Origin of the sequence: Paenibacillus polymyxa (assembly GCF_018614975.1) — a bacterium.
Classification (GTDB): Bacteria; Bacillota; Bacilli; order Paenibacillales; family Paenibacillaceae; genus Paenibacillus; species Paenibacillus polymyxa_E.
In genome coordinates this window covers 261,499-286,225 of the sequence record NZ_JAGGNR010000014.1, presented here as the reverse complement: position 1 = coordinate 286,225, position 24,727 = coordinate 261,499, and the positions used below count along the sequence as shown (strand labels likewise).

Below are 24,727 nucleotides of genomic sequence, written 5' to 3'. Positions count from 1 at the left end.
AGGAAGATGTGTCATGATAGTGAATGAACAGACAACCGGGAACAACAAGAAAATGACATCTTATCTGGCACCCCTCGTGCAGCAGATACCTCCATCCGGTATTCGTAAATTTTTTGATCTGGTTGGAGACAACAAGGATATTATCACATTAGGTGTGGGTGAACCTGATTTTGTTACCCCTTGGCATATGCGTGAAGCTTGTGTATACTCGCTGGAAAGAGGTATGACCAGCTACACATCCAACGCAGGTATGCCGAAGTTGAGAGAAGCCATCAGTGAATATCTGGATACTCAGTTTGATACCAAATACGATCCCAAGGATGAGATTATTGTTACCGTGGGTGGCAGTGAAGCGATTGACCTGGCTTTGCGAGCCTTAATTGTACCTGGCGACGAGATTCTCATTCCTGAGCCTTCGTACGTGGCTTATTCACCAATCGCTTCAATCGGTGGAGGTATACCGGTTGGTGTTGAAACCTACGCGAAAGATCAGTTCAAGTTAACGGCCGAAGCACTTGAAGCTGGCATCACACCGAAGTCGAAAGTGGTTATTCTGTGTTATCCGAGTAATCCCACTGGAGCCATCATGACGTATGAAGAGTGGCTGCCTATTGCTGAAGTGATTAAAAAGCATGATTTGATTGTGATCGCGGATGAAATTTACGCTGAATTGACGTATACGCAAAAACATGTTAGCTTTGCAGCTATTCCTGACATGAAGGAGCGGACCATTCTGGTAAGCGGATTTTCGAAGGCTTTTGCAATGACAGGCTGGCGGATTGGTTACATGTGTGGTCATCCTGAGCTTATTGCAGCCATGCTCAAAATCCATCAGTATACGGTAATGTGTGCGCCGGCTATGGGGCAGGTTGCTGCACTTGAGGCGTTGACGAATGGTTTGGGTGAGAAAGATCGGATGGTAGAATCATATAATCAGCGTAGACGTTTGATTGTGCAGGGATTCAGGGATATTGGACTCGATTGTCATGAACCCCAGGGAGCATTCTATGCATTCCCGAGCATTCAAAAGACGGGTATGAGTTCCGACCTGTTTGCTGAGCGATTGTTAACGGAGAATAAAGTTGCTGCTGTTCCCGGCACTGTTTTTGGCCCTCAGGGTGAAGGCTTCTTGCGTTGTTCTTATGCTACTTCTGTAACCCAATTAAATGAAGCTTTGGAACGAATCGGAAACTTTGTTTACAAGGTGAAAAAAGAGGGTTAATACAAATGTAGAATCTTTTTACAAATATGACATTGTTATCATCGGGAAAAAATAACTTTCTTTTACAAAATAATGTGATATAATTTCAATTTGAAATAAGTTTTCATATATTTGGAAACCATTTTTCCAAGGAGGGGTTGGCTTTGTTTTGTGTTGAATATGATTTACCGACGAATCGTGGGCACTATCTGGCAGAAGGCGATCATGGCGACCGATGGTCGGTGAAACCCGATAACGCATCTTTGCATTACATTTCCTTGGAAGATGAAATTCATATGCTTCGTCGCAAGATGGAACAGATCTTCCTCGAAGAGAAATCATTCACATCCGATATTGTAATTGAGATCAGCAGTTTGCTGGATTTAAAGATTAATGAATATATGAAGGCTAACCCGATTAAAGGAAAATAACCTTTTTGCTGGATTGAAACGTTTCATTAATTGAAGTTAGAAAGGGAGACCTGAGAAGGTCTTCTTTTTTGTGCGTAAAGCAAGGGGAATCCCCCAATAAAACAGGTTATTTTTTTGCGTGGAACAATTGTGATATATTGGACATAGGAGACTAAAGGGGGAACTGGAATGAAGAGATTTTGGGGGCTTACTGCAATCATTTCTATCGTTTTTCTGCTTGCTGGTTGTGGAGGTAAAGATGGTTTTTCCATATTCATCATTGATAACCAAGGAAATCCATCTGGAATCTCAGAACAGTTACAGGCCAATTTGCAACAGAAACTGGGTGAGGAACCCAAGGTTGAAGTGATTACCAGTGCAATGTATGATATCCAGAAAATTATGGTAGAATATGCGGCTGGAGGTCATGATATCTTCATATTGCCTGAGTCCGACATGAAACAATACGGAAGTAATGGCACCAATGTTCCGCTGGATGATACCTTTGATCCCAAGAAGTATGAACGTGGTGTATTTGAGGGTGGAGTATTGGTAGAGAAAGGTGAAGGAGATGGAGGTTCAGATCTCAAGCAAGAATCACATCTTTACGGAATTCCACTTGAAGATATGAAAATGTTTAAAGATGTAGAATATGCTGCGAGTAATTTGTTCGCCACTATTCCAGTGTCATCTTCCAATGTCGAAGAATCCAAAAAAGTGCTGAAGGCGCTGACAGAGTAAAGAAAATTCAGAATGGCTATGGAAGGAGGGAAGCGGATTGCTGATTACGGTCACAGGAGGCATAGGTAGTGGTAAAACCCGGTTTGCCCTCAAGTACGCAGCCGGGATTAGCCGGGAGGGTGTATATTTATCCACCGGTGATCATGATCCCGTTATTCCCGAATTGCCATCCGCTCATTATCGTGCCATTCATGCCGGGAACGGTCAGCATCTGACAGAGGTGATCACCCAGATTAATCGGGAATCCAATCTGTTTTTGGCGGATCAGCGAATTGTAATTGTAGACAGTCTGACCTCCTGGATGGCTGCCGGTTTCAGGGCAACAGAGGATCTGGACCATCAGCGTTCAGAGACACAGCTTTTGCTTGATGCGTTATTGTCTTATCAGGGGAAGTTACTTGTGATTACCAATGAAATGCATGGCACATTGCATCCTACCGAGGAAGAACGAATATTTACAGCGAGAATGGCTTCGGTTAACCGGATGCTGCAGATACATGCTGAAAAGATGTACTTGCTGGTATCTGGTCTGGCTATTGATCTGAAGAGTCAGGGCATGAGAAATGAAGATGAACGATAGTGAGATGACATAACGGGTGAAGTAAAGAAGCCTCCTTAACCACGAATTGGTGGCGAGGAGGCTTTATTAATTAATCTATTCTTTTTATTTCTGCTTTTTGCCACGTCTGATCCACCAGATGATACATCCGATGACAATGATGGCCAGAATGACGTACACTACAATGGAATAGACGTCCATAAAGTGCAAAATGCTCTCCCATGATGCGCCAAGCGCAGCACCAACGCAGACAAGAATGACATTCCAGATCAATGTACCAATGGTTGTAAAGAGAAGGAATAAACCAAATTTCATATTGGACATGCCTGCGGGAATGGAGATCAGACTACGGACGAGGGGAACCATTCGGCAGAATAATACGGTCCACATGCCATATTTGTCAAACCATGCATCGACACGGTGAATATCCTCCTTTTTGATGCGCAGAACATGTCCCCAGCGTTCCACAAGTTTCTCAAGGCGTTCGACGTCAATGAGTAGACCAATACCATACAGCATCACAGCACCAAGGACGGAGCCAATGGTTGCGGCGATAATAACACCTGGAAGAGTGAGACTAGTATAGGTTGTCATGAAACCGCCAAACGGCAAGATGATTTCGGATGGAATCGGAGGAAATACGTTCTCAAGAGCAATAATGAGTGCAATGCCTATGTAACCGTATTGTTCCATGAAATCGGTTATCCAGTTTTGCATAATCGTCTCCTTTACTTTTGGTTTCCTTCGATTTGTCGTATACTCGGCAGAGCACACCAATTCTTATATACGTGTAAAGCGATAGAGGGGTTTCTGAAAAAATGGCATTCCCGTATTCATTATTATATTACCAATTGGAGGGATAACGATGGGCATATATACACGAACAGGTGACGAAGGACAGACTTCGGTCATCGGTGGACGCGTCATCAAGGATGATGACCGGGTTGAGGCTTATGGCACGATTGATGAATTGAACTGTTTTGTAGGCCAGGCGATCAGCCTTATTGACTCTGCTCAAGGCGAATTCGAAGATCTGCGTGAACATCTGCTGGAAGTTCAGCAAGAATTGTTTGATTGCGGGTCGGATCTGGCCTTTGTGAAGATTAGTGAGACCAAATATAAGGTGAGAGATGATATGGTCACACGTCTGGAACAATGGATCGACCAGTATGATGCAGAGAATCCAAAAGTGGAACGGTTCATTATTCCTGGTGGCAGTCAGTTGTCCTCTGCTCTTCATGTGTGCCGTACTGTATGTCGTCGTGCAGAGCGTCGCACGGTTACACTCGGACAACATACGGACATTAACCCGTCTGTACGACGGTACTTAAACCGACTGTCTGATTACTTCTTTGTGGTTGCACGGACGGCCAACGCGAGACAACAGGTGGCGGATATTGAATATGTGCGGAGCAAAAAAGTCTTCCGCCGCAAAGAATGAGCCAATATTATTCGCCGATTGTCTACACGGTGACCGAACAAGAAGATGGCTGGCTGCTGAAGACCGTGCTTCAGCGCCGTCTGCTGGTATCGCGTAAACTTTTGTCCAAAATCAAGCTGACCGAGCAAGGTGTCATGCTTAATGGAGAACGTGTATACATTAGCGTCAAGGTAACTGCGGGCGATGTCGTTGAAGTTCGGATGGAGCAAGAGGAATCGGATGATATTTTGCCTGAACCTATTCCCTTTACCGTTCTGTATGAAGACGAGCACTTGCTTATTGTCAACAAGGATGCGGGCATCATCGTTCATCCGACACATGGACATTACACGGGTACTTTGGCGAATGGCGTTGTTCATTACTGGAAAACCAAGGGCGAGCGCTTCCGGTTCAGACCGATTCATCGGCTTGATCAGGAGACGTCAGGAGTGCTGGCGATAGCCAAGAATCCTTATGTGCATCAGCATGTCTCTGAACAGATGATTGCTGGAACAGTGGACAAGAAATATATTGCACTTGTGCACGGCAGCCCTGTCCCGGAACATGGGTCTGTGGATGGACCGATTGACCGCGATCCTGAAGAGCCACACCGCCGAATCGTAACACCTGATGGTTACGCTGCAAGAACGCTATACACGACCGTAACACGGTGGTCAGGGGGCAGCGCCAGTGCGATAAGCCTCAAGCTGGAAAGTGGCAGAACCCATCAGATCAGGGTACATATGACGTCCATCGGTTGCCCATTGATCGGTGATCGAATGTACAAGACACTATCTGTGCATGAAATTGATGAGCAGACCATGGCTGTTCGGGAAGGACGGGACAGCTGGATCGAACGTCAGGCATTACACGCTTGTGAATTGACGTTCGAACATCCCATTCTACAGGAAGTTATGACATTCGAGGCCCCTTTTCCAGCAGATATGGCTGCGCTAGAGAAGCGTTTGAATGATGAGGCAGCTCCAAGGGAGATGCTCTAAGAGAGAGCGTCGGAGCACTTCCCTAAGATATGAACCCTTTGCGGTAGCTTGTGCAAGGCCCGTCCTGTTTGGGGTTCAATGCTGTTTGCTAATCCTTGTGAGGGATGCTTCCTGCACCCGAACAGTATGCCGTAGGCTAATCTTTATGGTTTAATGTATTGATGTTTACCCATTTCATGTTAAATATTTCAAGAATTCAAATCTCAAAAGCTTTTAAGGATATAAAAGCTGTAAGATTTTGACCCAAAAAATATAGCGAATGTGTGTTTTAATCTCATTCGCCAAAGTCAGTAAAATTACATGGCGATGGTATCGATTTGGAGCGACTTTTGGATTTGCGAAGCAAACCAAGGGAAGCGAGAAGTCGAAACCGGAGCCACAGGAGGAACACATACCATGAGTAACTTAAAAGTATATCAATATGCCAAATGCGGCACATGCCGCAAAGCTGTAAAATGGCTTGAAGCTCAAGGACATGAGCTGGAGTTAATCCCTATTTTTGACTCACCGCCATCCGAACCTGAACTAACAGAACTCATCCAAAAGAGCGGACTGGAAGTGAAAAAGTTCTTTAATACGAGTGGGGAAGTGTACAAAGAACAACAACTGAAGGACAAGCTTCCGGGCATGTCCGCTGATGAACAGATTCGTTTACTGGCTTCCAATGGTCGTCTAATCAAACGTCCGATCGTTACGGATGGGGAAAAGGTGACGGTTGGATTCAAGGAAGAAACGTACGAGCAGGAATGGAATAACGCATAAACGCGCTGAATATCAGCCTTGAATTGTTCGAAATTCAGGGCTTTTTTGGCTGAACGATGGTTGGCGGAACTATGCTATAATGATAGAATTAGTTTCGATATTTTATATGCTAGATTTAGATAGGAGAGAACAAATTCAAGTGAATCAACGTAATGAACCTACTTTGTTGCTGGTAGACGGTATGGCGGTGTTGTTCCGTGCTTTTTATGCGACATCTGCAAGCGGATATATCAGACGTACAAAGGCAGGATTGCCTACCAACGCAGTCTACGGATTTATCCGTTATTTCTGGGATGCGGTTCAGACTTTTGGGCCAAGTCATGTCGTATGTTGTTGGGATATGGGCGGTAAGACGTTCCGCGGTGAAGAATATGCAGCCTACAAAGGCAACCGGGCCGAAGCTCCGGATGACCTGATTCCCCAGTTTGCCCTGATCCGTGAAGTGATGGATAGCCTGGGTATTCCGAATATAGGTGCACAAGGCTTCGAAGCCGACGATTGCATCGGAACGCTTGCTAAGTATTACACCGAAGAGACCGATATGAATGTAATGGTACTGACGGGTGACCATGACATGCTACAACTGATTAATGACCGCACGAGTATCATTATTATGAAAAAAGGCCATGGCAACTACATGGTGTACAACCCTGAAACGCTCATGGCCGAGAAACAACTTACACCTCGTCAAGTCATTGACATGAAGGGTCTGATGGGAGATGCCAGCGACAATTATCCCGGAGTACGGGGAATTGGTGAGAAAACAGCGTTGAAGCTTGTACAGGAATACGGCTCCATTGAAGGGATTTTGAGCAACATGGATAAACTGACCCCTTCGGTGCGTAACAAGATTGAGAATGATCTGGACATGCTTCATCTGTCCCGCAAACTGGCAGAGATTCATTGTGCTGTTCCGGTTGCCTGTGCGCTGGATATCTGTGAATTGCGTCTTGATCCGGATATGGTGATGGACAAGTTTGAACAACTTGAGATGAAGAGCCTTGGCTCTTGGATGGGAGTGGCAATAGGGTGAGCAACATGCAGAACGTACGAACAGGCAAAAAGTGGTGGACAGGGGCTATGGCCCTCGTCCTGGCCTTGCCCGTAATTCTTTCGGGAGCAGTAAGTGCCCCACAGACAGTGGATGCCAAAGCAGCAATCAGCACCAAAGTACAGAAAGTAAAAGCAGCAGGACGTAATTTCACCGTACAGACCGTTTCGATTCCAAAGGGAACACCGGTTACCGTGGGACTCGCGAAGAAACAAGTTGGCCAGACGGCAACACTGCCGTCGATTGTAAAAGCCTATGGCGCACAAGCAGCCATTAACGGAGCATTTTTTGAAGCATATAACGGAGCACCGGATCCATATGGCATGTTAATAGCAAATGGCAAGGTCATACATATTGGAAGATACGGAACATCCATCGGATTTAAGGAAGACGGCTCAGCAATCATGGATTCACTTCAGGTGAGTTTGACAGGTAAAGTAACGGATACAAAAGGCAAATCACGCAGTTGGTATGCAACTTTTATTAATCGAACACCTTCAGCGAACGCGAGCATATCAATGCTGTATACGCCTGAACGAGGTGCTACAGTCGGGTTCAAAGGTGGCACTGCGGTTGTCATGGAGAAAGGTATCGTGACCAAAAAAGTGCCCAATACAAATGTAGCGATTCCTAAGAATGGCTCAGTATTAGTCTTTACAGGCAATCAAAAGTCTTCTTCGGACCGTTTCACAGTAGGTTCAACCGTAGAAATGAATTACAGATATACTAACGCAGCAGGTAAAGAGATTCCTTGGCAAGATGTAGTGACCGCTGTGGGAGCAGGACCCCGTCTGGTGAAAGACGGCAAAGTAGCTGTAAATCCAACGAGCGAAGGTTTCAAGGATGCCAAGATTCTTAATGCTTCCGGAGCCAGAAGTGGTATTGCGATCATGGCGGACGGTTCTGTTATGCTGGCTACCGTTTCCGGAGCAACAATCAAGGAGTGGGCAGCGGTGATGCAGAAGCTTGGTGCGAAGCAGGCCATGAATCTGGATGGCGGTGCTTCCTCGGGTATGTATGCCGGGGGCAAAATGCTGACTTCACCAGGCCGGCTCTTGAGTAATACACTGGTATTTGGCGGCTCTGTGCGTTAAAAGAAAGTGATTATGGGAGGTATGACGCAAATGACACTCACATCGAATCGAAAGCCAGGGGAGGGCAATACAGGTGTTCTGGCCATTAATGTAGGACTGCCGCAGCCGCTCCCTGGGCAGAAGCGTGAAGTGCTGAGCGGCATTGTGAAACATCCTGTATCCGACGCGATTTTCCTGTCATTCACTGGGATGACAGGGGACGCGCAGGCGGATCTGGTGCATCATGGCGGTCCTGACAAAGCCGTTTGTGTATACGATTACAGTCGTTATCCGGTGCTCGAACAACTGATGGATCGCAAGCTGGATTGGGGAGCTTGTGGAGAAAATCTGACAGTTGAAGGCTGTGCCGAAGAAGACGTCCGGATTGGTGATGTGTACGAGTTGGGCGAAGCCAAGGTACAGGTCAGTCAGCCCAGACAACCTTGCTTCAAGCTGGGTGCGAGGTATGATTATAAGGAGTTGCCTGTTTATTTTCAGGAGAGTGGATATACCGGCTTTTACTTTCGTGTACTGCAAGAAGGTGAGGTAGGGCCTTCATCGATATTTCGACGGATCAGCACCGATCCAGCCTCAATGACGGTTCTAGAAGCCAATCGAATTATGCATCAAGGGAAAGAAAATGTCGATGGTATTCAGGCGTTGCTGGCCATTCCTGCGCTGTCAGACAGCTGGAGGCAAACGTTAATGAAACGATTGTCCAAGCTGGAGAACAAGTAGCAGGATAATTAGAGTGTCATCAAGTAAAGCAATCCGAATTCCTTTTTAAACTAACTTGGGAGTGTGACTAACATGACGATCTTAGGCGCAATTGAAGCAGGCGGGACCAAATTTGTATGTGGTATTGGCACGGAAAACGGAGAAGTTCTGGAACGCGTAAGTTTTCCAACAACAACACCGGAAGAGACCATGGCTCAAGTGATTTCATTTTTTGAAGGCAAAGGCATTGAAGCTCTGGGTGTGGGTTCATTCGGTCCGATTGATCCGATTGAAGGAAGCCCAACATATGGATATATCACAACAACACCAAAACCACATTGGGGACAGTATAACGTGATTGGTAAGCTCAAGGAGCATTTTGATGTACCGATGACATTTGATACGGATGTGAATGGTGCGGCACTTGGAGAGGCAACCTGGGGCGCTGCACAAGGTCTTGAGAGCTGTCTGTATATCACTGTGGGTACAGGTATTGGTGCAGGTGCTGTGGTTGGCGGTAAAATGGTCCATGGATTGTCACATCCAGAGATGGGACATATCATTGTACGCAAACATCCGGAGGATACATACGAAGGTTTTTGTCCGTATCATGGTGACTGCCTTGAAGGTCTTGCAGCTGGCCCAGCCATTAACAAACGTTGGGAGCAACCGGCTTATGAACTGCCTGCAGATCATAAAGCTTGGGAGATCGAAGCACATTACCTGGCACACGCACTGATGAATTATGTTCTCATTCTCTCTCCGCAGAAAATCGTCATGGGTGGCGGAGTAATGAAGCAGGAGCACCTGTTCCCGATGGTTCGTAGCAAACTGCAGGAGTTGCTGGCTGGATACGTTCAGCATCCGGCACTTCAATCCGACATTGACCAGTATGTTGTTTCACCTGGACTTGGTGACAATGCGGGTCTATGTGGTTCGCTGGCGCTTGCCAAATTGGCATTGAATAAGTAGATCATTAAGGGATTGACGAATTTTACCATTGTGGTATGATATGGGCAACAGCATAGCACGGTTAATGGGGAAGCACCTCTCTTGCATGGATTTTGCAGGAGGGGTGTTTTTTGTGCTGCCTGTAGGTAGCATCTTTAACTCGTATAAGCTGAATATTCAAAGGGAGGGAACGAAAATGGAAGTCATTTTCATGAACAGATTGTCCAGAATGTCAGATCAGAATGCAGAGTATGCACAGCTATGGATTGGGGAAGAGGAAGATGGTTGGCAACTGGGATGGAGCCGCTACGAGGAAGGAGAGCGTGAGGACAGCATCTGGTATGAAGGAACTTCTTGGGAGGAGCTGCTTCATATTTACCGTCATCAGCTTGCCATACAGATGAGTGAGGGGTACCGACCGCAGTTGCAGGGGTTATTTCATGAGAATGATGATCTGAAGTCACGCAGTTATGGTGGACAGCGGCTCCATTGTTACAGTGAGTTATACGGCAATGAGCAATTATATACGGATCTGTGCACATGGCGCAGGAAGAGAGCTGTGTCTGACCGGAAGGCACCGTATTTTATTGCAACGAATCGTCTGCTGCGTTTGATCAGTGCCTTTGTTCCGCAATCCCTGGATGAACTGATGCAATTGCCGGGCGTAGGAGAGAGCAAAGCGACTGAGTATGGTACGGAATGGATGGAGATTACAAACGGGTTGGAGCGTTCAACGACATTCCCGCTGGACTGGGTATACACGGCTCTGAAGGAAGAAGAGTACGAGAGTTGGTTATACAAGCAGAGAGAGCAGAAGTACAAGCAGGAACTTGATAAGTTCACCACGCGCAAGCAGGTGCTTGAAGGTATGAAGGAAGGGTATACATTAGAGGAGATTGTTAATCGATCCGGATTATCCCGACGCGAGTTGGTTGAGCTGTTAGAGGCACTGGATCACGAAGGTTATGACACCGATTGTCTTCTTGATGTGGAGCTGGCCGTGATGCCAGAGAACGAACAAGAGGCCGTATGGAGTGCGTATGAGGAGCTGGGAGATACGTTCCTGAAGCCAGTATTACATAAGGTGTATGGAGGAGAGAAACCTGATGGAGGAAGTCTGGAGCAGGTCTATGAAAGACTGCGCATGATTCGAATCCGCTTTCGTCGGCACGCAGAGACAGAGCAGCATGTTGGTTAATGATCGGAAATAAAAAAAGACGAGGCGTTTCTCCCCGAGGAGCGCTTCGTCTTTGTTATTTCATACGAGTTCATACCCAGTCTTTCTTGCGGAAAATGAAGAACATGCTCAGGCCCAGGGTAACCATCAGACCAATCACAACAAAATAGCTGTATTTCCAATTAAGCTCTGGCATATTCGTAAAGTTCATGCCGTATATACCGGTAATGACCGTCAGCGGCATGAAGACCGTGGTAATGGCGGTAAATACACGCATGATCTCATTCGCCCGGTTCGCAATACTGGATTGGTAGGCTTCTCGCAAGTTGCCCATCAGGTCGCGGTATGTCTCAAAGGTTTCAGATATTTTTACGGCATTCTCATAAATGTCACTAAAATACTTTTGAAGTTGATCATCGATGAGACGCAGATCTTTTTTGTTCAGTGTGTTAATGACCTCTTTCTGAGGTCCAAGGACTTTTTTCAGCCACAGAATCTCACTGCGTAGCCCGATGATTTCATTCAGATGTGACTTTTTGGTGTGCATCAGAATGTCTTCCTCAAGCTTCTCAATCCGTGCTTCAATTCGGTCACCTACGGTGAAATAATTATCAACAATCAAGTCAACCAGCAAATACAGCAGACGATCCGGTGTACTGATTTCCTGTTCCCACAGGATTGGTTTCAGTGTACGTAATTCGCTGACCTTTTGCTTGGTAACACTAATAATGAAATGTCTGCCGAGGAATAAGTTGACCGCACGTAGAAATATCTCTTCATCATCGAAACGGATACTATTAATCACAATAAAATAATGGTTCTCATAAATTTCAATCTTCGGACGTTGTTCTTCGTCACTAAGACAGTCTTCCACAGCCAGATCATGCATCAAGAACAGCGGCTGAAGTACCGCCAAATCGTCTACGTCTGCATCAATCCAGTAAAATCCTTCCGCTGGTGGAGTCAGCGCCTGCTGAATGTCGTCCACCGGAATAAATACACCGTTGTTTACCAACCGGATTTTCATCGTTAATCTACTCCTTCTGCACCCGCCAACTTGGCGGATATTATCATTATGGGCGCAAAAAGAACAAATCAGCCGGTCGGCAGCGGAGCCTGGAGATCAGGGCTGCGTTCACTATATAATCACACGGAAGTCACGTCCCGCTGCCGGCATGCTGATGTCAATTCTCTATGCAGTTTGTCGGAATTCGGCTGCCAGTCAGGCCTCGGGTCGCCATCCATTTAATATGTCACCTCTCACATAAGGGGTTATAACACCTTGTTTAGTATACCGCTGGTACAAGGTGCTTTCAAGCGCAAAAATGTGTCTATTTCGCGCCCTGAGGCAGTGTATGACAACGGATGATGAACGGTTCCGATCTGGGAAGCAGACATCGAACTGCATCTTGACGTGAGGGCATTAATGTAATAAAGTAGACGGTGAACCATATTAAATTACAATCTAATACAGCGAAATCTTATCAAGAGTAGGTGGAGGGACTGGCCCGATGAAACCCGGCAACCGGCGGTATACCGCACGGTGCTAATTCTTGCAGCGACTAAGTGTCAAGTGGCACTGTTGTAACTGAGAGATGAGAGAGGCGCATATCTATTTTACATATGACCTTTCTCGAAATCCGAGGAAGGTCTTTGTCATATGCCCCGACTTCTCAGCAGTGATTTTCGCTAAGGAACTTGAGGTTGTTTGTAACGTTGGATGAAAGAGCAATTCAATGTTTTTACAAGTTCAAGGCAGTCTATAACTGTTTTGATGTGAAGACATCAAGCCAGGGTTGGCTGCATCTATCTATGCACAAGGAGGAGTTAGACTTACCATGCCAATCAAAATACCCGATACTCTACCAGCAAAAGAAGTACTTGAAGGAGAGAATATCTTCGTCATGGATGAAACTTCTGCATATCAGCAGGATATTCGTCCACTCCGTATCGCTATATTAAACCTGATGCCTACAAAGGAAACGACCGAAACACAATTGCTTCGTCTGGTGGGAAACACGCCTATTCAGGTGGATGTCGTTCTCGTACATCCCAAATCCCATACGTCGAAGAATACGTCTCAGGAGTATTTGGATCTGTTCTATAAAACCTTCGATGAGATTGAACACCGCCGTTTCGATGGAATGATTATTACGGGTGCCCCGGTGGAACAGATGGATTTTGAAGACGTGAACTATTGGAATGAAATCCAGGAGATCTTCGAATGGACCAAAACCAATGTAACTTCAACCCTCCACATATGTTGGGCTTCACAGGCAGGTTTATACCATCATTTTGATGTACCGAAAGTACCATTAGATGAAAAGTGTTTTGGCGTTTTCCCACATACCATTAATAAACCACATGTTCCGTTGTTGCGTGGATTCGATGAAGTATTCAACGTTCCACATTCCCGTCATACGGAAGTGAGACGCGAAGATATTGAAAAGAATGAGAATTTAGAGATTTTGGCTGAATCCGAGGAAGCGGGGATCTTCCTGGTTGCGACCAAAGACGGCAAACAGATTTTTGCCACAGGACATGCCGAGTATGACCCGTTCTCATTAAAGTGGGAGTATGATCGGGATGTAGCCAAAGGGTTGGATATCGCATTGCCCAGACATTATTATCCGAATGACGATCCTTCCCGTGTGCCACCGGCTACTTGGCGCGCTCATGCCAACTTATTATTCTCTAATTGGCTCAATTACTATGTGTATCAAGAAACACCTTACGATATTGGCCCGCAAATCTAATCGAGATTACAGGAGGATGCAGCAATGGAAGACAACAACAAGTTGAAAATCGAAAGCCGCTTAGCACAAATTGGGTCCATCAATGAACCGGTAACAGGCGCCATTAACTTTCCGATCTATCAATCCACTGCGTTTCGCCACCCGAAGCTTGGACAAAGCACGGGGTTTGATTATATTCGTACGACTAATCCAACCCGTAAAGTACTGGAAGAAGCCGCCGCAGCGCTGGAGTCCGGTGATGCAGGGTTTGCCTGTAGCTCGGGAATGGCCGCGCTGCAAACGATCTTTGCCATGTTTGGTCAAGGCGATCATCTGATTGTATCGCTGGATCTGTATGGTGGAACCTATCGTCTGCTTGAACGCATCTTGTCCCGTTTCGGCGTAACTGCAAGTTATGTGGACACGAATGACCTTGCAGCACTGGAGAAGGTTCGTCAGCCGAATACAAAAGCTGTATTTATTGAGACACCAACCAATCCATTGATGATGATCACCGATGTGGAAGCCGTTGCTTCCTGGGCGAAAGGTTACAACCTGTTGACCATTGTTGACAACACATTGCTGACTCCATTTTTCCAACGTCCGATTGAACTGGGTGCCGATATTATCATTCATAGCGCTACTAAATATTTGGGCGGACACAATGATGTGCTGGCCGGACTAATCATTACCAAAGGTGAGGCGTTATCTGCAGAGATGGCGTTCCTGCATAATTCCATTGGAGCGGTATTGTCTCCAAGTGACTCGTACCAGTTGATGAAAGGTATGAAAACGCTGGCTCTTCGCATGGAGCGTCATGAGCACAATGCACTTACTATTGCCAAATACTTGCTTGAGCACCCTGCGGTGGTTGAAGTGTATCATCCAGGCCTATCCGATCATCCGGGGTATGAGATACAGAACAAACAATCCACGGGTAACACAGGTATCTTCTCTTTCAAAGTAAAGGATGCACGTTATGTTGAGCCGTTGCTGCGTCATATCAAACTCATTGCTTTTGCCGAAAGTCTCGGCGGAGTCGAATCACTCATGACTTATCCGGCAGTACAGACTCATGCGGATATACCGCTTGAAATTCGTGAAGCCGTAGGTGTGGATGACCGTCTGCTCCGCTTCTCCGTAGGCATTGAACATGCGGATGATCTGATTGCAGATCTCGGCAATGCTCTGACAGCTGCACAGCAGGAAGTTGAAGGAGGTGTGCACTCATGAGTGAGTCCAGCAACAAGCCCAATTCCGAGTTGAAATTTGATACCAAGTTGCTCCATTTTGGCGATGAGATTGACAAAACGACTGGAGCCTCCAGTGTACCGATCTACCAAGCATCAACCTTCCATCATTTTGATATCTTCAATCCGCCTCAACATGATTACAGTCGTTCGGGTAATCCGACACGTCAGGCTTTGGAAGATTACATCACATTGTTGGAGGGCGGCGCACGAGGATTCGCCTATTCATCGGGAATGGCTGCGATCTCCAGTGTGTTCATGATGTTCTCGGCAGGAGATCACATGATTGTAACGGAAGACGTATATGGAGGTACGTATCGTTTGCTTACTTCCATATTAAGCCGTATGCAGATCGAGACAACCTTTGTAGACATGACCAATATAGATGAAGTAAAAGCGGCACTCAAGCCAAACACCAAGGCAGTTTATATGGAAACACCGTCCAACCCTACACTGCGAATTACGGATATCGCTGCCGTAACTGACTGGTCGAAGGAACATGACCTGATCACGATTCTGGATAACACCTTTATGACACCGTACTATCAGCGTCCAATTGAGCTTGGTGTGGACATCGTCGTACATAGTGCTACGAAGTTTCTCGGTGGTCACAGTGATGTGCTGGCAGGGTTAGCTGTTGCTCGCACGGAATCACTTGGCGTACAACTGAAACAGTTGCAAAATGGACTCGGAACTGTACTTGGGGCACAAGAATCCTGGCTTCTGATGCGCGGGATGAAAACCTTGGGGGCTCGCATGGCTCATAGTGAACGGAGCACAGCTAAACTTGCGGCATGGCTTAATGAGCGCAGTGATATTACCGCTGTCTTTTATCCTGGACTGGAGAATCATCCGGGCCGCGAGGCACATGAGCGCCAGTCAACAGGGTATGGAGCTGTCGTTTCATTTGATGTCGGTTCAGGAGATCGCGCAAAAGCAGTTCTTAACCGGGTGAAGCTACCTATAGTTGCTGTAAGTTTGGGAGCTGTGGAGAGTATTTTATCCTACCCGGCGATGATGTCTCATGCGGCAATGCCAGCTGAGGTTCGCCGTGACCGTGGCATTACAGATGGGTTGCTACGCTTTTCCGTAGGTCTGGAAGATATCGAAGATCTGATTGTAGATTTGGAGCAAGCACTTCAGGAATCCTAGCAAAAGTGGATGCCAGAATACGCCGATGCGTATCACTTAAGTTCGAATAAATTCCATTCCATATGTAAAAATTTTTACTTATTTTTAAAGCACCTGTACATAAGGTGCTTTTTTTCACATGTAACCTGTGTTACGATATGTGGAGTACAGAAATGCGATGTTGCCACCAGAACTTGCTTCTCTTGAACAAGTTGGGACGGATCGTTATATCATTTCTCTTCATGAGGGAGGCTTTTTTACGATGAGTACGGTAGACCGTATCTTAGATAAAGCCCTTCGGGGCGAACGTTTGGACTTGGAAGACACGATTCAGCTATTTGAATCCAATGAAGTGGACAAAATCGGGGCAGCTGCTAATGTCATTATGAAACGTATGCACCCTGAACCATACAGAACATTTGTAATTGGGCGTAACGTCAACTACACGAACGTGTGTGATGTGTACTGCCGTTTTTGTGCTTTCTACCGCAGACCTGGTTCGGATGAAGGTTATGTGCTTCCGGACGAAGTCATTTTCCAGAAGATTCAGGAAACGGAAGATGTGAATGGTACCGAGATTTTGATGCAAGGTGGAACGAATCCAAACTTGCCTTTCAGCTATTATACAGACCTGTTGAAAGCCATCAAAGAGCGTTTCCCGAACATCACGATGCACTCTTTCTCCCCAGCGGAGATTATGAAAATGGTTGAAGTATCCGATGGTCTTACATTGGAAGAGGTTGTCCGTGCCATTCACGAAGCTGGACTGGATTCCTTGCCTGGCGGCGGCGCTGAAATTCTGGATGACCGCACACGTCGGAAGATTAGCCGCTTGAAAGGTTCATGGCGGGATTGGATGGACGTTATGCAAACTGCACACCGTATCGGCATGAACACTACGGCAACGATGGTTATCGGCCTTGGTGAATCAATGGAAGAGCGTGCATTACACTTGCTCCGCGTACGTGAAGCTCAGGACGAATGTATTGCGAACAAGTATGATTCCGAAGGTTTCCTGGCGTTCATTCCTTGGACTTTCCAGCCAGATAATACCAACCTTAAGCTGGAGCGTCAGACTCCGGAAGAGTACTTGAAGACTGTAGCCATCAGCCGACTGGTACTGGATAATATCAAGAACATTCAATCCTCCTGGGTAACCATGGGTCCTGAGATCGGCAAGAAGTCGCTTGAATTTGGCTGTAATGACTTCGGTAGCACGATGATTGAAGAGAATGTTGTATCTGCTGCTGGTGCAACTTACAAAGTTAACATTGAATCCATTCTGCGTTTAATTCGAGAGTCGGGTTATATTCCGGCACAACGTAACACTCGATACGAGATTGTGCGCATGTTCGACGAAGAGAATTCCGTGCATGAAGATTTCGTAATGCAGAACTAATCCTGATTATTTTGAATACTATTCCCATAACTGCTGATCGTTTGATAAGTATTTATGAAGCTAAGCCCGCTGACTACTCCGTTTGGAGAGACGGCGGGCTTTTTAATTTCTTCCTGCGGTTCGAGGTCATCAAACAGTACATATTACGCAATTGCCGATATTTTATATTGAAATTGAACTGTTACAATGAAAGGGAACTTGTGTAGTCAGACACGCTGGAAGGGGCAAACCAATGAAGAGAAGAACACTTGGAAAGACAGAACTGGACGTTCCTGTATTGAGCTTTGGAGCATCCTCACTTGGCTCTGTATTTCGGGACATTGACCGGGACGAGGGAATTCGTACTGTACATGCTGCTGTAGATGCCGGAATGAATTACATAGACGTTTCGCCTTACTACGGGCTGACAAAGGCGGAGACAGTGTTGGGTGAAGCCATCCGCAGCTTGCCGCGCAGTTCATATATGTTATCAACCAAAGCCGGACGGTATGGGGAAAATGAGTTTGATTTTTCACGTCAGCGGATTCTGGATAGCGTGCAAGAGAGCCTGGATCGACTGCATACAGACTATATCGACATTCTGTTCCTGCATGATATTGAATTTGTGCCAGCAGAGATTATTATCGAAGAAGCCTTTCCAACGTTGCAGCGTCTGAAAGAGCAGGGAGTTATACGACATGCGGGCATTTGTGGATTGCCCATACCGTTGTTCGAGAAGGTTCTGCCACAGATCGATGCGGATGCGATCATCTCGTATTGTCATTATTCATTGAATGATACCTCATTATTATCGTTATTGCCCCTGTTGGAAAAAAAAGAAATTGGCCTCGTCAATGCTTCGCCTCTTTCTATGGGCTTGTTGAGTACCCGAGGGGCTCCTGCCTGGCATCCGGCAGATGATCGGGTGAAACAGCTCTGCCTGAAGGCTGCCCGCTTCTGTGCAGAACAAGGCAGTGACATTGCCAAGCTGGCCGTGCAATTCTCCACGTCGAATGGACGAATTCCGACAACACTGGTGAGCAGTGCCAGCCAGCGCAATATCCTCAATAATGCAGCCTGGATAGAAGAACCGATAGATCAGAGTCTGCTGGATGAAGTGCTACGCATTCTTGCTCCATTGCATAACGAGACGTGGTCAAGCGGACGACCTGAATATAATACGAAGCCAAGCAACACGACAGCAGAAGCATCCAAGGGGGAACAACGATGAGAGCCATTGTATGTGAAGAAATAGATCAATTGAAGCTCCAGGACCTGCCTCAACCAGAACGAGCAGAAGGAGAGGCGTTGGTTGCCATTCGGCGGATTGGGATCTGTGGAACGGATCTGCATGCGTACAAAGGCAACCAGCCATTCTTTACCTATCCTCGTGTTCTGGGTCATGAACTTGCTGCTGTTATTGAAGAAATCGGTCCAAACGAGGCTGGGTTACAGCCTGGTGATCAGGTAAGTATTATTCCGTATCTGCACTGCGGTCACTGTATTGCATGTCGCAGTGGAAAAACCAATTGTTGTGCGTCCATGCAAGTCATGGGTGTGCACGTAGACGGAGGCATGAGAGAAAAAATTAGCGTGCCTGTGTCACATTTGCTCTCAGCAGAAGGTTTGACACTGGATGAGACAGCAATGGTAGAGCCATTAAGCATTGGAGCCCATGCCGTCAGGAGAGCCGGAATTAAGCCTGGTGAGCATGTGGTTGTAATTGGAGCTGGACCGATTGGATTGGGTGTGATGGCATTTGCCAAACAGGCAGGTGCCCGTGTTATTGCCGTTGACCGTAACTTGGACAGGCTGGAGCTTAGCCGGACTTGGGCTGGAGCGGATGACTTGGTACAGGCCAATGAACATACTGTACAACAAGTGGCTAAAATTACGGGAGGTGACTATGCTACAGCTGTCTTTGATGCAACCGGTAATGTGAATTCCATGAATGAGGCGCTTCAATATGTTGCGCATAGTGGTCAACTCATTTTTGTGGGACTGGTGAAAGCAGATATTACCTTTCATGACCCCGAATTTCACAAGCGGGAGATGAGCATCCTGGGCAGTCGAAACGCAACCCGTGAAGATTTTGAACAAGTCCTGTCGACCTTGCGTCAAAAGAAATTAAGCATGGATGGGTATATCACACACCGAGTGGAATTTAATGAGTTACCTACTGCAATAGATCAATGGTTATTGCCAGATTCACATGTAGTCAAAGCCATCGTTGAGCTATAATAACAAGTAAGTCTGATAACAGAAAAAAACGCTTTCTGACCTTGTTGGACAATACTGTCCATCCATAGGGGAAGAGAGCGTTTTTTGTAAGTTGAATTAAAATTACACGATAACGAAGAGGACAGAAAAAACCTGAAAAAGCGAAGCGTTCGCCTTTATCCCCGGATTTTCCCCTTCAAAAAAGGGAATCGAAAAAATCTGGGGATAACAGCGATTGGAAGGTTGTTCTGTCATCGTAGTGTCAGTGTAAATATCTTTAGTTCAACTTACATGAGCTATTATTTTTCTGGATTTGTCACAATGCCTGCATGTGGATCAATGTGACGCACAATGGACTTCAACCAGATCATCTCCAGCACATGTACCTCATAATAAAGTGCACCCGGGATCTGCCTGATCCATCCTTCAGCCATCGCGAGTTGTGTTGAGCCAGAAGTGGCTTCCAGCGTTCCAGGTTCACGGCGCAGCCGTTTGCGTACAGCTTTTTCAACTTGAGAGCTTTGTGTGGTCAAAATGCATACTTTGCGTTTGGAAGAGAAGCCCCTGAACGCAATGTACACCATCTCATAAGCAATAAGGTAGGCGATTACGGAATACATCGCTTGGTCCCAGCCAAAGACAACACCAGCGGCTGTCAGTATCAACAAGTTAAGCAGCATGATTATTTTTTCGATAAGCATCCGTTTTCCGCTAAATACACGTTCAGGTGGGCGGGAAGACGGATCACCGATTTCCAGCGTATCCAGTGTCCCACCATACCGCACGACGAGCCCGATTCCGAGTCCGAGGCATAATCCGCCAAACATGGCGGCAGCCAGCGGATGCTCTACAAGTGGCGGCATGGGATGAAGCACAATGGCACCGATCGAAAAGACAACCAGACCTAGAACAGTAACCAGTACAAATTTCTTCTGCACAATCTTGTAAGACAGAAATATAAACGGAACATTGAATAAAAATAGGAACAATCCTATCCTCATTTCAGTCCAGTGGGCGAAGAGTGAGGAAATGCCTGTAATGCCTCCAATAATAATCTTATTGGGGTGTAAAAACAATTCGAGTCCCACGGAGGCCAGAATTCCGCCCGCAATCACGAGAAACAGGTTTAACCAGCGGCGGGTAGACGATATCCTGGTCTTGGCGGTGTTTGGCACCGGATTAGCCGATATCAGAGGTGCTTTCATAGGTCATCCTCCTTAGTGCGGCTTTCGAGCCATCCCCCTGGGTTAATCACAGAAAGGTCGGCGTAGAGCCGCGAAGTACGATAGTATGTCTGTTCTGCACAGACATAGGGAATTATCCTTCTTTCTGCAGAACCTTTGGTTCTTCTTTCTTTTTCCGAGGATCTTTGAACTTGAATATTTTATCCAATAAACGGAACACATGTTTGGACTCTTTGGTTAATAAAGGACCCAGAATGGCTAGAATTAGGACATAGAGCGCGGCAAACGGTTGAATCATTGGCAACAGCCCCCCGGCTTTACCCATGTTCGCCAAGATGATGGAAAATTCACCCCGTGACACAATGGTTAATCCGATATTGGCCGATGCTTTGGGCGATAGTCCTGCACTGCGTCCGGCCAGCATACCGGCCAGGAAGTTACCGAACAATGTAATAACAACTGCAATCAGAGCCAGCCACACGGCATCGCCACCCAGGGATAACGGATCAATGGACAATCCAAAGCTGAAGAAGAAGATTGCTCCGAAGAAGTCACGGAAGGGTAGAATCAAGTGCTCAATCCGTTTCGCATGTTCTGTTTCAGCAAGCACCAGACCAACCAGTAATGCACCGATCGCTTCGGCAACATGAATGGTTTCAGAGAAACCAGCTACCAGGAACAAGGCTCCGAATACAACGAGAGAGAATAGCTCATTCGATCGAATTTTAAGCAATTTGTTTAGTAGCGGTGTTGCTTTGCGTCCAAGGATAATTACGATAAGCATGAACCCGAGAGCAATAAGTGCGGACATGATGACGCCTCCGATGGAGGATGAGTCACTAAGCACAAGTCCGGATAAGATCGAGATATATACAGCGAGGAATACATCTTCGAACATAATAATACCCAATATCATCTCTGTTTCCGGGTTGGCCGTTCGTTTCAAATCGACGAGTACCTTGGCCACAATGGCACTGGAAGAGATGGTAGTTATACCTGCGATAATAAGTGCTTCTGCAACTGGGAAACCGGACATAAAACCGAATATTAATCCCAGCGTAAAGTTAATGCCGATGTAGATCGAGCCGCCAACTGCAATAGAGCGACCCGATTTAATTAAACGACCTACCGAGAATTCAAGTCCAAGGTAGAAGAGAAGGAACAGAATACCGATCCGACCCATAAATTCAATAAAAGGCTGACTTTCAATAAAGCGGAAGTCCAGATGCCATATGTGCATGGCATGAGGCCCAACGGCCATCCCGATCAGAATATAAAACGGAACGACCGAAAATCTTAGTTTTGCCGATAAAAGGCCGGCTGCCGCAATGAGCACAAGGGCCAGACCTACTTCGAATATCAGATGATCCATCTATTTACCCCCTTCCAGTCAGGAGGAGGGATTTAAACAGTTTCTGCTGATTGCGTTCGCCAACGGCTACCACCGTGGATTCTGCACTGATAACGACCTCCGGACCTGGGCTGATATGTTTTTTGTGATTTTTCTCTACAACGGCGATAACCGTTGCCCCGGAGTTTTGACGTACGTCCAATTCACCGATGGATTTGCCGATACTTCCGAAGGATGGTTCGATTTTGTACCATTCGATAATCAGGTCGTCAAACGTTACTTCAATATTTTCAAGCTGTTTTGGTTTGTAAGTTAATCCGCCAACAATAGCAGCAATCTGTCGTGCTTCGTAATCGTCAAGTGTGATCATCGAGATGCTTTGATCAGGATCATCATACTCGAAGTGGTACATTTCCCGGCGCCCGTCATCGTGGATAATAATGACAATTTTATCACCGCTGCTTGTTTCAATCTGAAATTTTTTGCCGATTCCCGGCAAGTCTGTTTCGCGTACATCCATGGATTGTTGCCTCCTTATAATTAGGGGCTGGCCATAGAAGACAGGCTTATTTCCCGAAAATGATTAATCTGCTGCTCGAAGGAACATCAAAAAGATGCGGGTAAACAGAGCCAGAAATTCCTGACACAGCCATATGATTTGAATTTGTAGGTGTGGGTACAACAAAAATAGGTACTGTCATAAACATTGGTTTATCTAACGTGTGCTAAAAGGGTTATAAGTTATGCACAAGCACACCGTCTTTAAATACAGAGGTGTCTCCATGCAAAAGCAACCTGTAAAATACGTCTTGACGGCTAGTGAAGAGCGTTCACGTATTTTGGTGCTATAGGGGTGAGGGATACATACATGCTGGTGAATTTAATAGGTAGAAGAAATAATCTGCGTTTAAACAGACAATACCACGGTTTAAAGGACAGACCCGTTGTAGGGATTCGCAGCATCAATAACAATGCGAGGACAAGAAAGACAGGCTTATTATGCGTAACCGCAATTAGCTTGGACATGACTTGTGGGTGTTTGCGAATGACAGGTTTCTGCTGGGATTCGGATATTTGCAACAGCACTTCCTTGTTGGAAGTTGCTTCTACAGACACCCCAACGGCAGATTCGGACTGCATCGGAATAGGGAAGCACAAGGCTTGGAAAACGCACAAAATGATAATGATCGTGTAGTGGAGTATTCTAGGTTGTTGTGTCATTTTGGCTTCCCTCCTTTTCCGTGAAACATACTGTTATTAAAATAATAACACATTTTTGTCTTAACTCCAAACCTCTTCATAATATACTGAGAAATCATGACACGCTTTCCATCAATCCGCTTCGTATATCCCCATCGGCCTTGCCATATACTTTGAACAGGAAGGAAAGGAGTGATTCTTGTGGAACTGTTTGCTGTATGGACCAATGTATCAGGGCAAGAGGAAGCGGATCAATTTTATCGTTGTGTCAAGGAAAAAACCAAAGGTTTACATATAAGTAAAAGAGGATTTCGGCTCACCTTCAAACATAATGATGGAAGAGCAAGCTGGGTGTGCAGAGGGAATGAGAATCACGAAGATTTTCAGCAATGGCTTCCCCGGATCAGTGATCTGCTCTCCCTTGGACTCGCCGACTTCATTATGGAGACACAAGAACGGAGCATGGTAGAGGATATGATCGCCAAGGCATGTTCTGTCATGGATGAGCATGAGGTGGAGAAGGTCAATCGAATCTGTATGCCACTTCTATTAAATGGTGATCTGGATCAGCCCGGACTTCGGGAGCGCCGCCGTACTACGTTAGCCAGTGGACTACGGCAGGATCTGGAGGATGTTCACTTTTTTCACCTTGAAGGTATTATCAACTTCCGCATACGGCCATATAAGCAGGAGCTTCAGGAATTAGTGGAGTATGCGCTGGATGAGTTCTGGATGGATCGGCAGTATGAAGAGTTTATGGGGCTGTTAAAATATTTTGTGTTTTTTCAAGAAGCCAAAGTACCTCTGGTTCATCTTGTACACAAGGGAATGCATGAATTTCAGGTCCTGGATGCTGGACTTAATCTGTTACCCGTGCAAAAGGATGAACAGGTTGTTGTGGAAATGCCGGGTCTGGAACTGGAGATGGATATTGAAGATATGATTGTAAGTACACTCATCTCGATCTCTCCTGAGAAAGTCATGCTTCATACACGTACCCCGGAGCTGCCAATCATCTCGACCATATGCCAGATCTTTGAAGACAAAGTACAAATATGTCATCATTGCCCGGAATGCGAAGTGCTGCGCTCAGGATTGTTGACAGGTCTTGACGCAAGTGATCTCGGCAATTATAATAACTGTTGATCCATGAATTTTCATGTGAACCATTGAACCAAAAGCGTTGACAAAGACAACAACCACACGCAAGATCGG

At 46.1% G+C, this 24,727-nt stretch carries 25 protein-coding genes and 1 riboswitch; of the genes, 19 read left to right on the top strand and 6 right to left on the bottom strand.

The features are described 5' to 3' along the window. Positions 1 to 13: 13 nt before the first annotated feature. The 4 genes from J7E78_RS14460 to J7E78_RS14445 all read left to right on the top strand — a co-directional run bounded on the left by J7E78_RS14460 (position 14) and on the right by J7E78_RS14445 (position 2,932). Positions 14 to 1,222 (top strand): aminotransferase class I/II-fold pyridoxal phosphate-dependent enzyme, encoded by a 1,209-nt coding sequence (locus J7E78_RS14460; RefSeq protein WP_215076956.1) that lies wholly within the window; start codon positions 14 to 16, stop codon positions 1,220 to 1,222. A gap of 143 nt (positions 1,223 to 1,365) precedes the next feature. Further along, positions 1,366 to 1,632 carry an aspartyl-phosphate phosphatase Spo0E family protein gene (locus J7E78_RS14455; RefSeq protein ID WP_215076955.1) on the top strand — a complete coding sequence of 89 codons (267 nt, stop codon included), beginning with the start codon at positions 1,366 to 1,368 and terminating at the stop codon, positions 1,630 to 1,632. A 168-nt stretch (positions 1,633 to 1,800) separates the two neighbouring features. After that, the gene (locus tag J7E78_RS14450) at positions 1,801 to 2,352 is read left to right on the top strand and encodes a type 2 periplasmic-binding domain-containing protein (protein ID WP_215076954.1); all 552 of its coding nucleotides are present in this window, start codon (positions 1,801 to 1,803) and stop codon (positions 2,350 to 2,352) included. Positions 2,353 to 2,389: 37 nt separating this feature from the next. Beyond that, positions 2,390 to 2,932, top strand: coding sequence for a bifunctional adenosylcobinamide kinase/adenosylcobinamide-phosphate guanylyltransferase (locus tag J7E78_RS14445; protein WP_017689625.1), 543 nt, complete (start codon positions 2,390 to 2,392; stop codon positions 2,930 to 2,932). An 84-nt stretch (positions 2,933 to 3,016) separates the two neighbouring features. Here J7E78_RS14445 and J7E78_RS14440 read toward each other — a convergent pair whose 3' ends face one another. Next, entirely contained in the window at positions 3,017 to 3,628 is a 612-nt protein-coding gene (locus tag J7E78_RS14440; RefSeq protein ID WP_215076953.1) for a DedA family protein, read from the bottom strand. A 148-nt stretch (positions 3,629 to 3,776) separates the two neighbouring features. Between J7E78_RS14440 and J7E78_RS14435 the strand changes: the two genes are divergently transcribed. From J7E78_RS14435 to J7E78_RS14400, 8 genes are all read left to right on the top strand, one after another. Further along, complete coding sequence (locus J7E78_RS14435) at positions 3,777 to 4,352, top strand: cob(I)yrinic acid a,c-diamide adenosyltransferase (RefSeq protein ID WP_215076952.1); 576 nt, start codon at positions 3,777 to 3,779, stop codon at positions 4,350 to 4,352. Beyond that, positions 4,349 to 5,332, top strand: a complete 984-nt coding sequence (locus J7E78_RS14430) for an RluA family pseudouridine synthase (RefSeq protein ID WP_215076951.1) — start codon at positions 4,349 to 4,351, stop codon at positions 5,330 to 5,332. Before J7E78_RS14435 ends, J7E78_RS14430 begins: the two co-directional genes overlap by 4 nt. Before the next feature lie 396 nt (positions 5,333 to 5,728). After that, the gene (locus J7E78_RS14425; protein ID WP_215076950.1) at positions 5,729 to 6,094 is read left to right on the top strand and encodes an arsenate reductase family protein; all 366 of its coding nucleotides are present in this window, start codon (positions 5,729 to 5,731) and stop codon (positions 6,092 to 6,094) included. 139 nt (positions 6,095 to 6,233) lie between these two features. Continuing rightward, the gene (locus J7E78_RS14420; protein WP_017689620.1) at positions 6,234 to 7,127 is read left to right on the top strand and encodes a 5'-3' exonuclease; all 894 of its coding nucleotides are present in this window, start codon (positions 6,234 to 6,236) and stop codon (positions 7,125 to 7,127) included. 5 nt (positions 7,128 to 7,132) lie between these two features. Next, the gene (locus J7E78_RS14415; RefSeq protein WP_251035055.1) at positions 7,133 to 8,239 is read left to right on the top strand and encodes a phosphodiester glycosidase family protein; all 1,107 of its coding nucleotides are present in this window, start codon (positions 7,133 to 7,135) and stop codon (positions 8,237 to 8,239) included. A gap of 30 nt (positions 8,240 to 8,269) precedes the next feature. Then, positions 8,270 to 8,956 carry an MOSC domain-containing protein gene (locus J7E78_RS14410; protein ID WP_215076948.1) on the top strand — a complete coding sequence of 229 codons (687 nt, stop codon included), beginning with the start codon at positions 8,270 to 8,272 and terminating at the stop codon, positions 8,954 to 8,956. A 72-nt stretch (positions 8,957 to 9,028) separates the two neighbouring features. Beyond that, the gene (locus tag J7E78_RS14405; RefSeq protein WP_215076947.1) at positions 9,029 to 9,907 is read left to right on the top strand and encodes an ROK family protein; all 879 of its coding nucleotides are present in this window, start codon (positions 9,029 to 9,031) and stop codon (positions 9,905 to 9,907) included. Positions 9,908 to 10,082: 175 nt separating this feature from the next. Further along, entirely contained in the window at positions 10,083 to 11,084 is a 1,002-nt protein-coding gene (locus J7E78_RS14400; protein ID WP_215076946.1) for an HRDC domain-containing protein, read from the top strand. Between the two features lie 70 nt (positions 11,085 to 11,154). On the opposite strand, the gene corA is transcribed toward J7E78_RS14400, so the two are convergent. Beyond that, positions 11,155 to 12,090 carry a magnesium/cobalt transporter CorA gene (gene corA, locus J7E78_RS14395; RefSeq protein WP_062833460.1) on the bottom strand — a complete coding sequence of 312 codons (936 nt, stop codon included), beginning with the start codon at positions 12,088 to 12,090 and terminating at the stop codon, positions 11,155 to 11,157. A gap of 451 nt (positions 12,091 to 12,541) precedes the next feature. After that, positions 12,542 to 12,665: riboswitch (SAM riboswitch) on the top strand. A gap of 236 nt (positions 12,666 to 12,901) precedes the next feature. Here corA and metA point away from each other — a divergent pair. The 6 genes from metA to J7E78_RS14365 all read left to right on the top strand — a co-directional run bounded on the left by metA (position 12,902) and on the right by J7E78_RS14365 (position 19,798). Continuing rightward, entirely contained in the window at positions 12,902 to 13,819 is a 918-nt protein-coding gene (gene metA / locus J7E78_RS14390) for a homoserine O-acetyltransferase MetA (RefSeq protein WP_215076945.1), read from the top strand. Positions 13,820 to 13,843: 24 nt separating this feature from the next. Next, on the top strand, positions 13,844 to 15,031 hold the full coding sequence (locus J7E78_RS14385) for a PLP-dependent transferase (protein WP_215076944.1): 1,188 nt from the start codon (positions 13,844 to 13,846) through the stop codon (positions 15,029 to 15,031). Further along, complete coding sequence (locus J7E78_RS14380) at positions 15,028 to 16,200, top strand: trans-sulfuration enzyme family protein (protein ID WP_215076943.1); 1,173 nt, start codon at positions 15,028 to 15,030, stop codon at positions 16,198 to 16,200. Before J7E78_RS14385 ends, J7E78_RS14380 begins: the two co-directional genes overlap by 4 nt. 241 nt (positions 16,201 to 16,441) lie before the next feature. Continuing rightward, positions 16,442 to 17,578, top strand: a complete 1,137-nt coding sequence (mqnC, locus tag J7E78_RS14375) for a cyclic dehypoxanthinyl futalosine synthase (RefSeq protein WP_215076942.1) — start codon at positions 16,442 to 16,444, stop codon at positions 17,576 to 17,578. Between the two features lie 232 nt (positions 17,579 to 17,810). Further along, entirely contained in the window at positions 17,811 to 18,788 is a 978-nt protein-coding gene (locus J7E78_RS14370) for an aldo/keto reductase (RefSeq protein ID WP_215076941.1), read from the top strand. Continuing rightward, the gene (locus tag J7E78_RS14365; protein ID WP_215076940.1) at positions 18,785 to 19,798 is read left to right on the top strand and encodes a zinc-binding alcohol dehydrogenase family protein; all 1,014 of its coding nucleotides are present in this window, start codon (positions 18,785 to 18,787) and stop codon (positions 19,796 to 19,798) included. The genes J7E78_RS14370 and J7E78_RS14365 overlap by 4 nt, the downstream gene beginning before the upstream one ends. Before the next feature lie 278 nt (positions 19,799 to 20,076). Here the strand turns inward: J7E78_RS14365 and J7E78_RS14360 are convergent, their stop codons facing one another. The 4 genes from J7E78_RS14360 to J7E78_RS14345 all read right to left on the bottom strand — a co-directional run bounded on the left by J7E78_RS14360 (position 20,077) and on the right by J7E78_RS14345 (position 23,533). Next, positions 20,077 to 20,982 (bottom strand): YitT family protein, encoded by a 906-nt coding sequence (locus J7E78_RS14360; protein WP_215076939.1) that lies wholly within the window; start codon positions 20,980 to 20,982, stop codon positions 20,077 to 20,079. 112 nt (positions 20,983 to 21,094) lie between these two features. Beyond that, positions 21,095 to 22,333, bottom strand: a complete 1,239-nt coding sequence (locus J7E78_RS14355) for a cation:proton antiporter (protein ID WP_215076938.1) — start codon at positions 22,331 to 22,333, stop codon at positions 21,095 to 21,097. 4 nt (positions 22,334 to 22,337) lie between these two features. Next, positions 22,338 to 22,832, bottom strand: a complete 495-nt coding sequence (locus tag J7E78_RS14350; RefSeq protein WP_036610059.1) for a cation:proton antiporter regulatory subunit — start codon at positions 22,830 to 22,832, stop codon at positions 22,338 to 22,340. A 296-nt stretch (positions 22,833 to 23,128) separates the two neighbouring features. After that, positions 23,129 to 23,533 carry a hypothetical protein gene (locus tag J7E78_RS14345; RefSeq protein ID WP_215076937.1) on the bottom strand — a complete coding sequence of 135 codons (405 nt, stop codon included), beginning with the start codon at positions 23,531 to 23,533 and terminating at the stop codon, positions 23,129 to 23,131. Positions 23,534 to 23,704: 171 nt separating this feature from the next. On the opposite strand from J7E78_RS14345, the gene J7E78_RS14340 reads away from it, so the two are divergent. Further along, positions 23,705 to 24,658, top strand: coding sequence for a putative sporulation protein YtxC (locus tag J7E78_RS14340; protein WP_215076936.1), 954 nt, complete (start codon positions 23,705 to 23,707; stop codon positions 24,656 to 24,658). Positions 24,659 to 24,727 lie beyond the last annotated feature (69 nt).

Bases quoted from the DNA above. Each gene is read 5' to 3' on its own strand.
- J7E78_RS14405 (WP_215076947.1), top strand. From the start codon at position 9,029: ATGACGATCTTAGGCGCAATTGAAGCAGGCGGGACCAAATTTGTATGT.
- J7E78_RS14380 (WP_215076943.1), top strand. From the start codon at position 15,028: ATGAGTGAGTCCAGCAACAAGCCCAATTCCGAGTTGAAATTTGATACC.
- J7E78_RS14350 (WP_036610059.1), bottom strand. From the start codon at position 22,832: ATGGATGTACGCGAAACAGACTTGCCGGGAATCGGCAAAAAATTTCAG.
- J7E78_RS14360 (WP_215076939.1), bottom strand. From the start codon at position 20,982: ATGAAAGCACCTCTGATATCGGCTAATCCGGTGCCAAACACCGCCAAG.
- J7E78_RS14415 (WP_251035055.1), top strand. From the start codon at position 7,133: ATGCAGAACGTACGAACAGGCAAAAAGTGGTGGACAGGGGCTATGGCC.
- J7E78_RS14370 (WP_215076941.1), top strand. From the start codon at position 17,811: ATGAAGAGAAGAACACTTGGAAAGACAGAACTGGACGTTCCTGTATTG.
- J7E78_RS14365 (WP_215076940.1), top strand. From the start codon at position 18,785: ATGAGAGCCATTGTATGTGAAGAAATAGATCAATTGAAGCTCCAGGAC.
- J7E78_RS14410 (WP_215076948.1), top strand. From the start codon at position 8,270: ATGACACTCACATCGAATCGAAAGCCAGGGGAGGGCAATACAGGTGTT.
- corA (WP_062833460.1), bottom strand. From the start codon at position 12,090: ATGAAAATCCGGTTGGTAAACAACGGTGTATTTATTCCGGTGGACGAC.
- J7E78_RS14460 (WP_215076956.1), top strand. From the start codon at position 14: ATGATAGTGAATGAACAGACAACCGGGAACAACAAGAAAATGACATCT.
- J7E78_RS14440 (WP_215076953.1), bottom strand. From the start codon at position 3,628: ATGCAAAACTGGATAACCGATTTCATGGAACAATACGGTTACATAGGC.
- J7E78_RS14430 (WP_215076951.1), top strand. From the start codon at position 4,349: ATGAGCCAATATTATTCGCCGATTGTCTACACGGTGACCGAACAAGAA.
- J7E78_RS14425 (WP_215076950.1), top strand. From the start codon at position 5,729: ATGAGTAACTTAAAAGTATATCAATATGCCAAATGCGGCACATGCCGC.
- J7E78_RS14435 (WP_215076952.1), top strand. From the start codon at position 3,777: ATGGGCATATATACACGAACAGGTGACGAAGGACAGACTTCGGTCATC.
- J7E78_RS14355 (WP_215076938.1), bottom strand. From the start codon at position 22,333: ATGGATCATCTGATATTCGAAGTAGGTCTGGCCCTTGTGCTCATTGCG.
- J7E78_RS14450 (WP_215076954.1), top strand. From the start codon at position 1,801: ATGAAGAGATTTTGGGGGCTTACTGCAATCATTTCTATCGTTTTTCTG.
- metA (WP_215076945.1), top strand. From the start codon at position 12,902: ATGCCAATCAAAATACCCGATACTCTACCAGCAAAAGAAGTACTTGAA.
- J7E78_RS14400 (WP_215076946.1), top strand. From the start codon at position 10,083: ATGGAAGTCATTTTCATGAACAGATTGTCCAGAATGTCAGATCAGAAT.
- J7E78_RS14345 (WP_215076937.1), bottom strand. From the start codon at position 23,533: ATGACACAACAACCTAGAATACTCCACTACACGATCATTATCATTTTG.
- J7E78_RS14385 (WP_215076944.1), top strand. From the start codon at position 13,844: ATGGAAGACAACAACAAGTTGAAAATCGAAAGCCGCTTAGCACAAATT.
- mqnC (WP_215076942.1), top strand. From the start codon at position 16,442: ATGAGTACGGTAGACCGTATCTTAGATAAAGCCCTTCGGGGCGAACGT.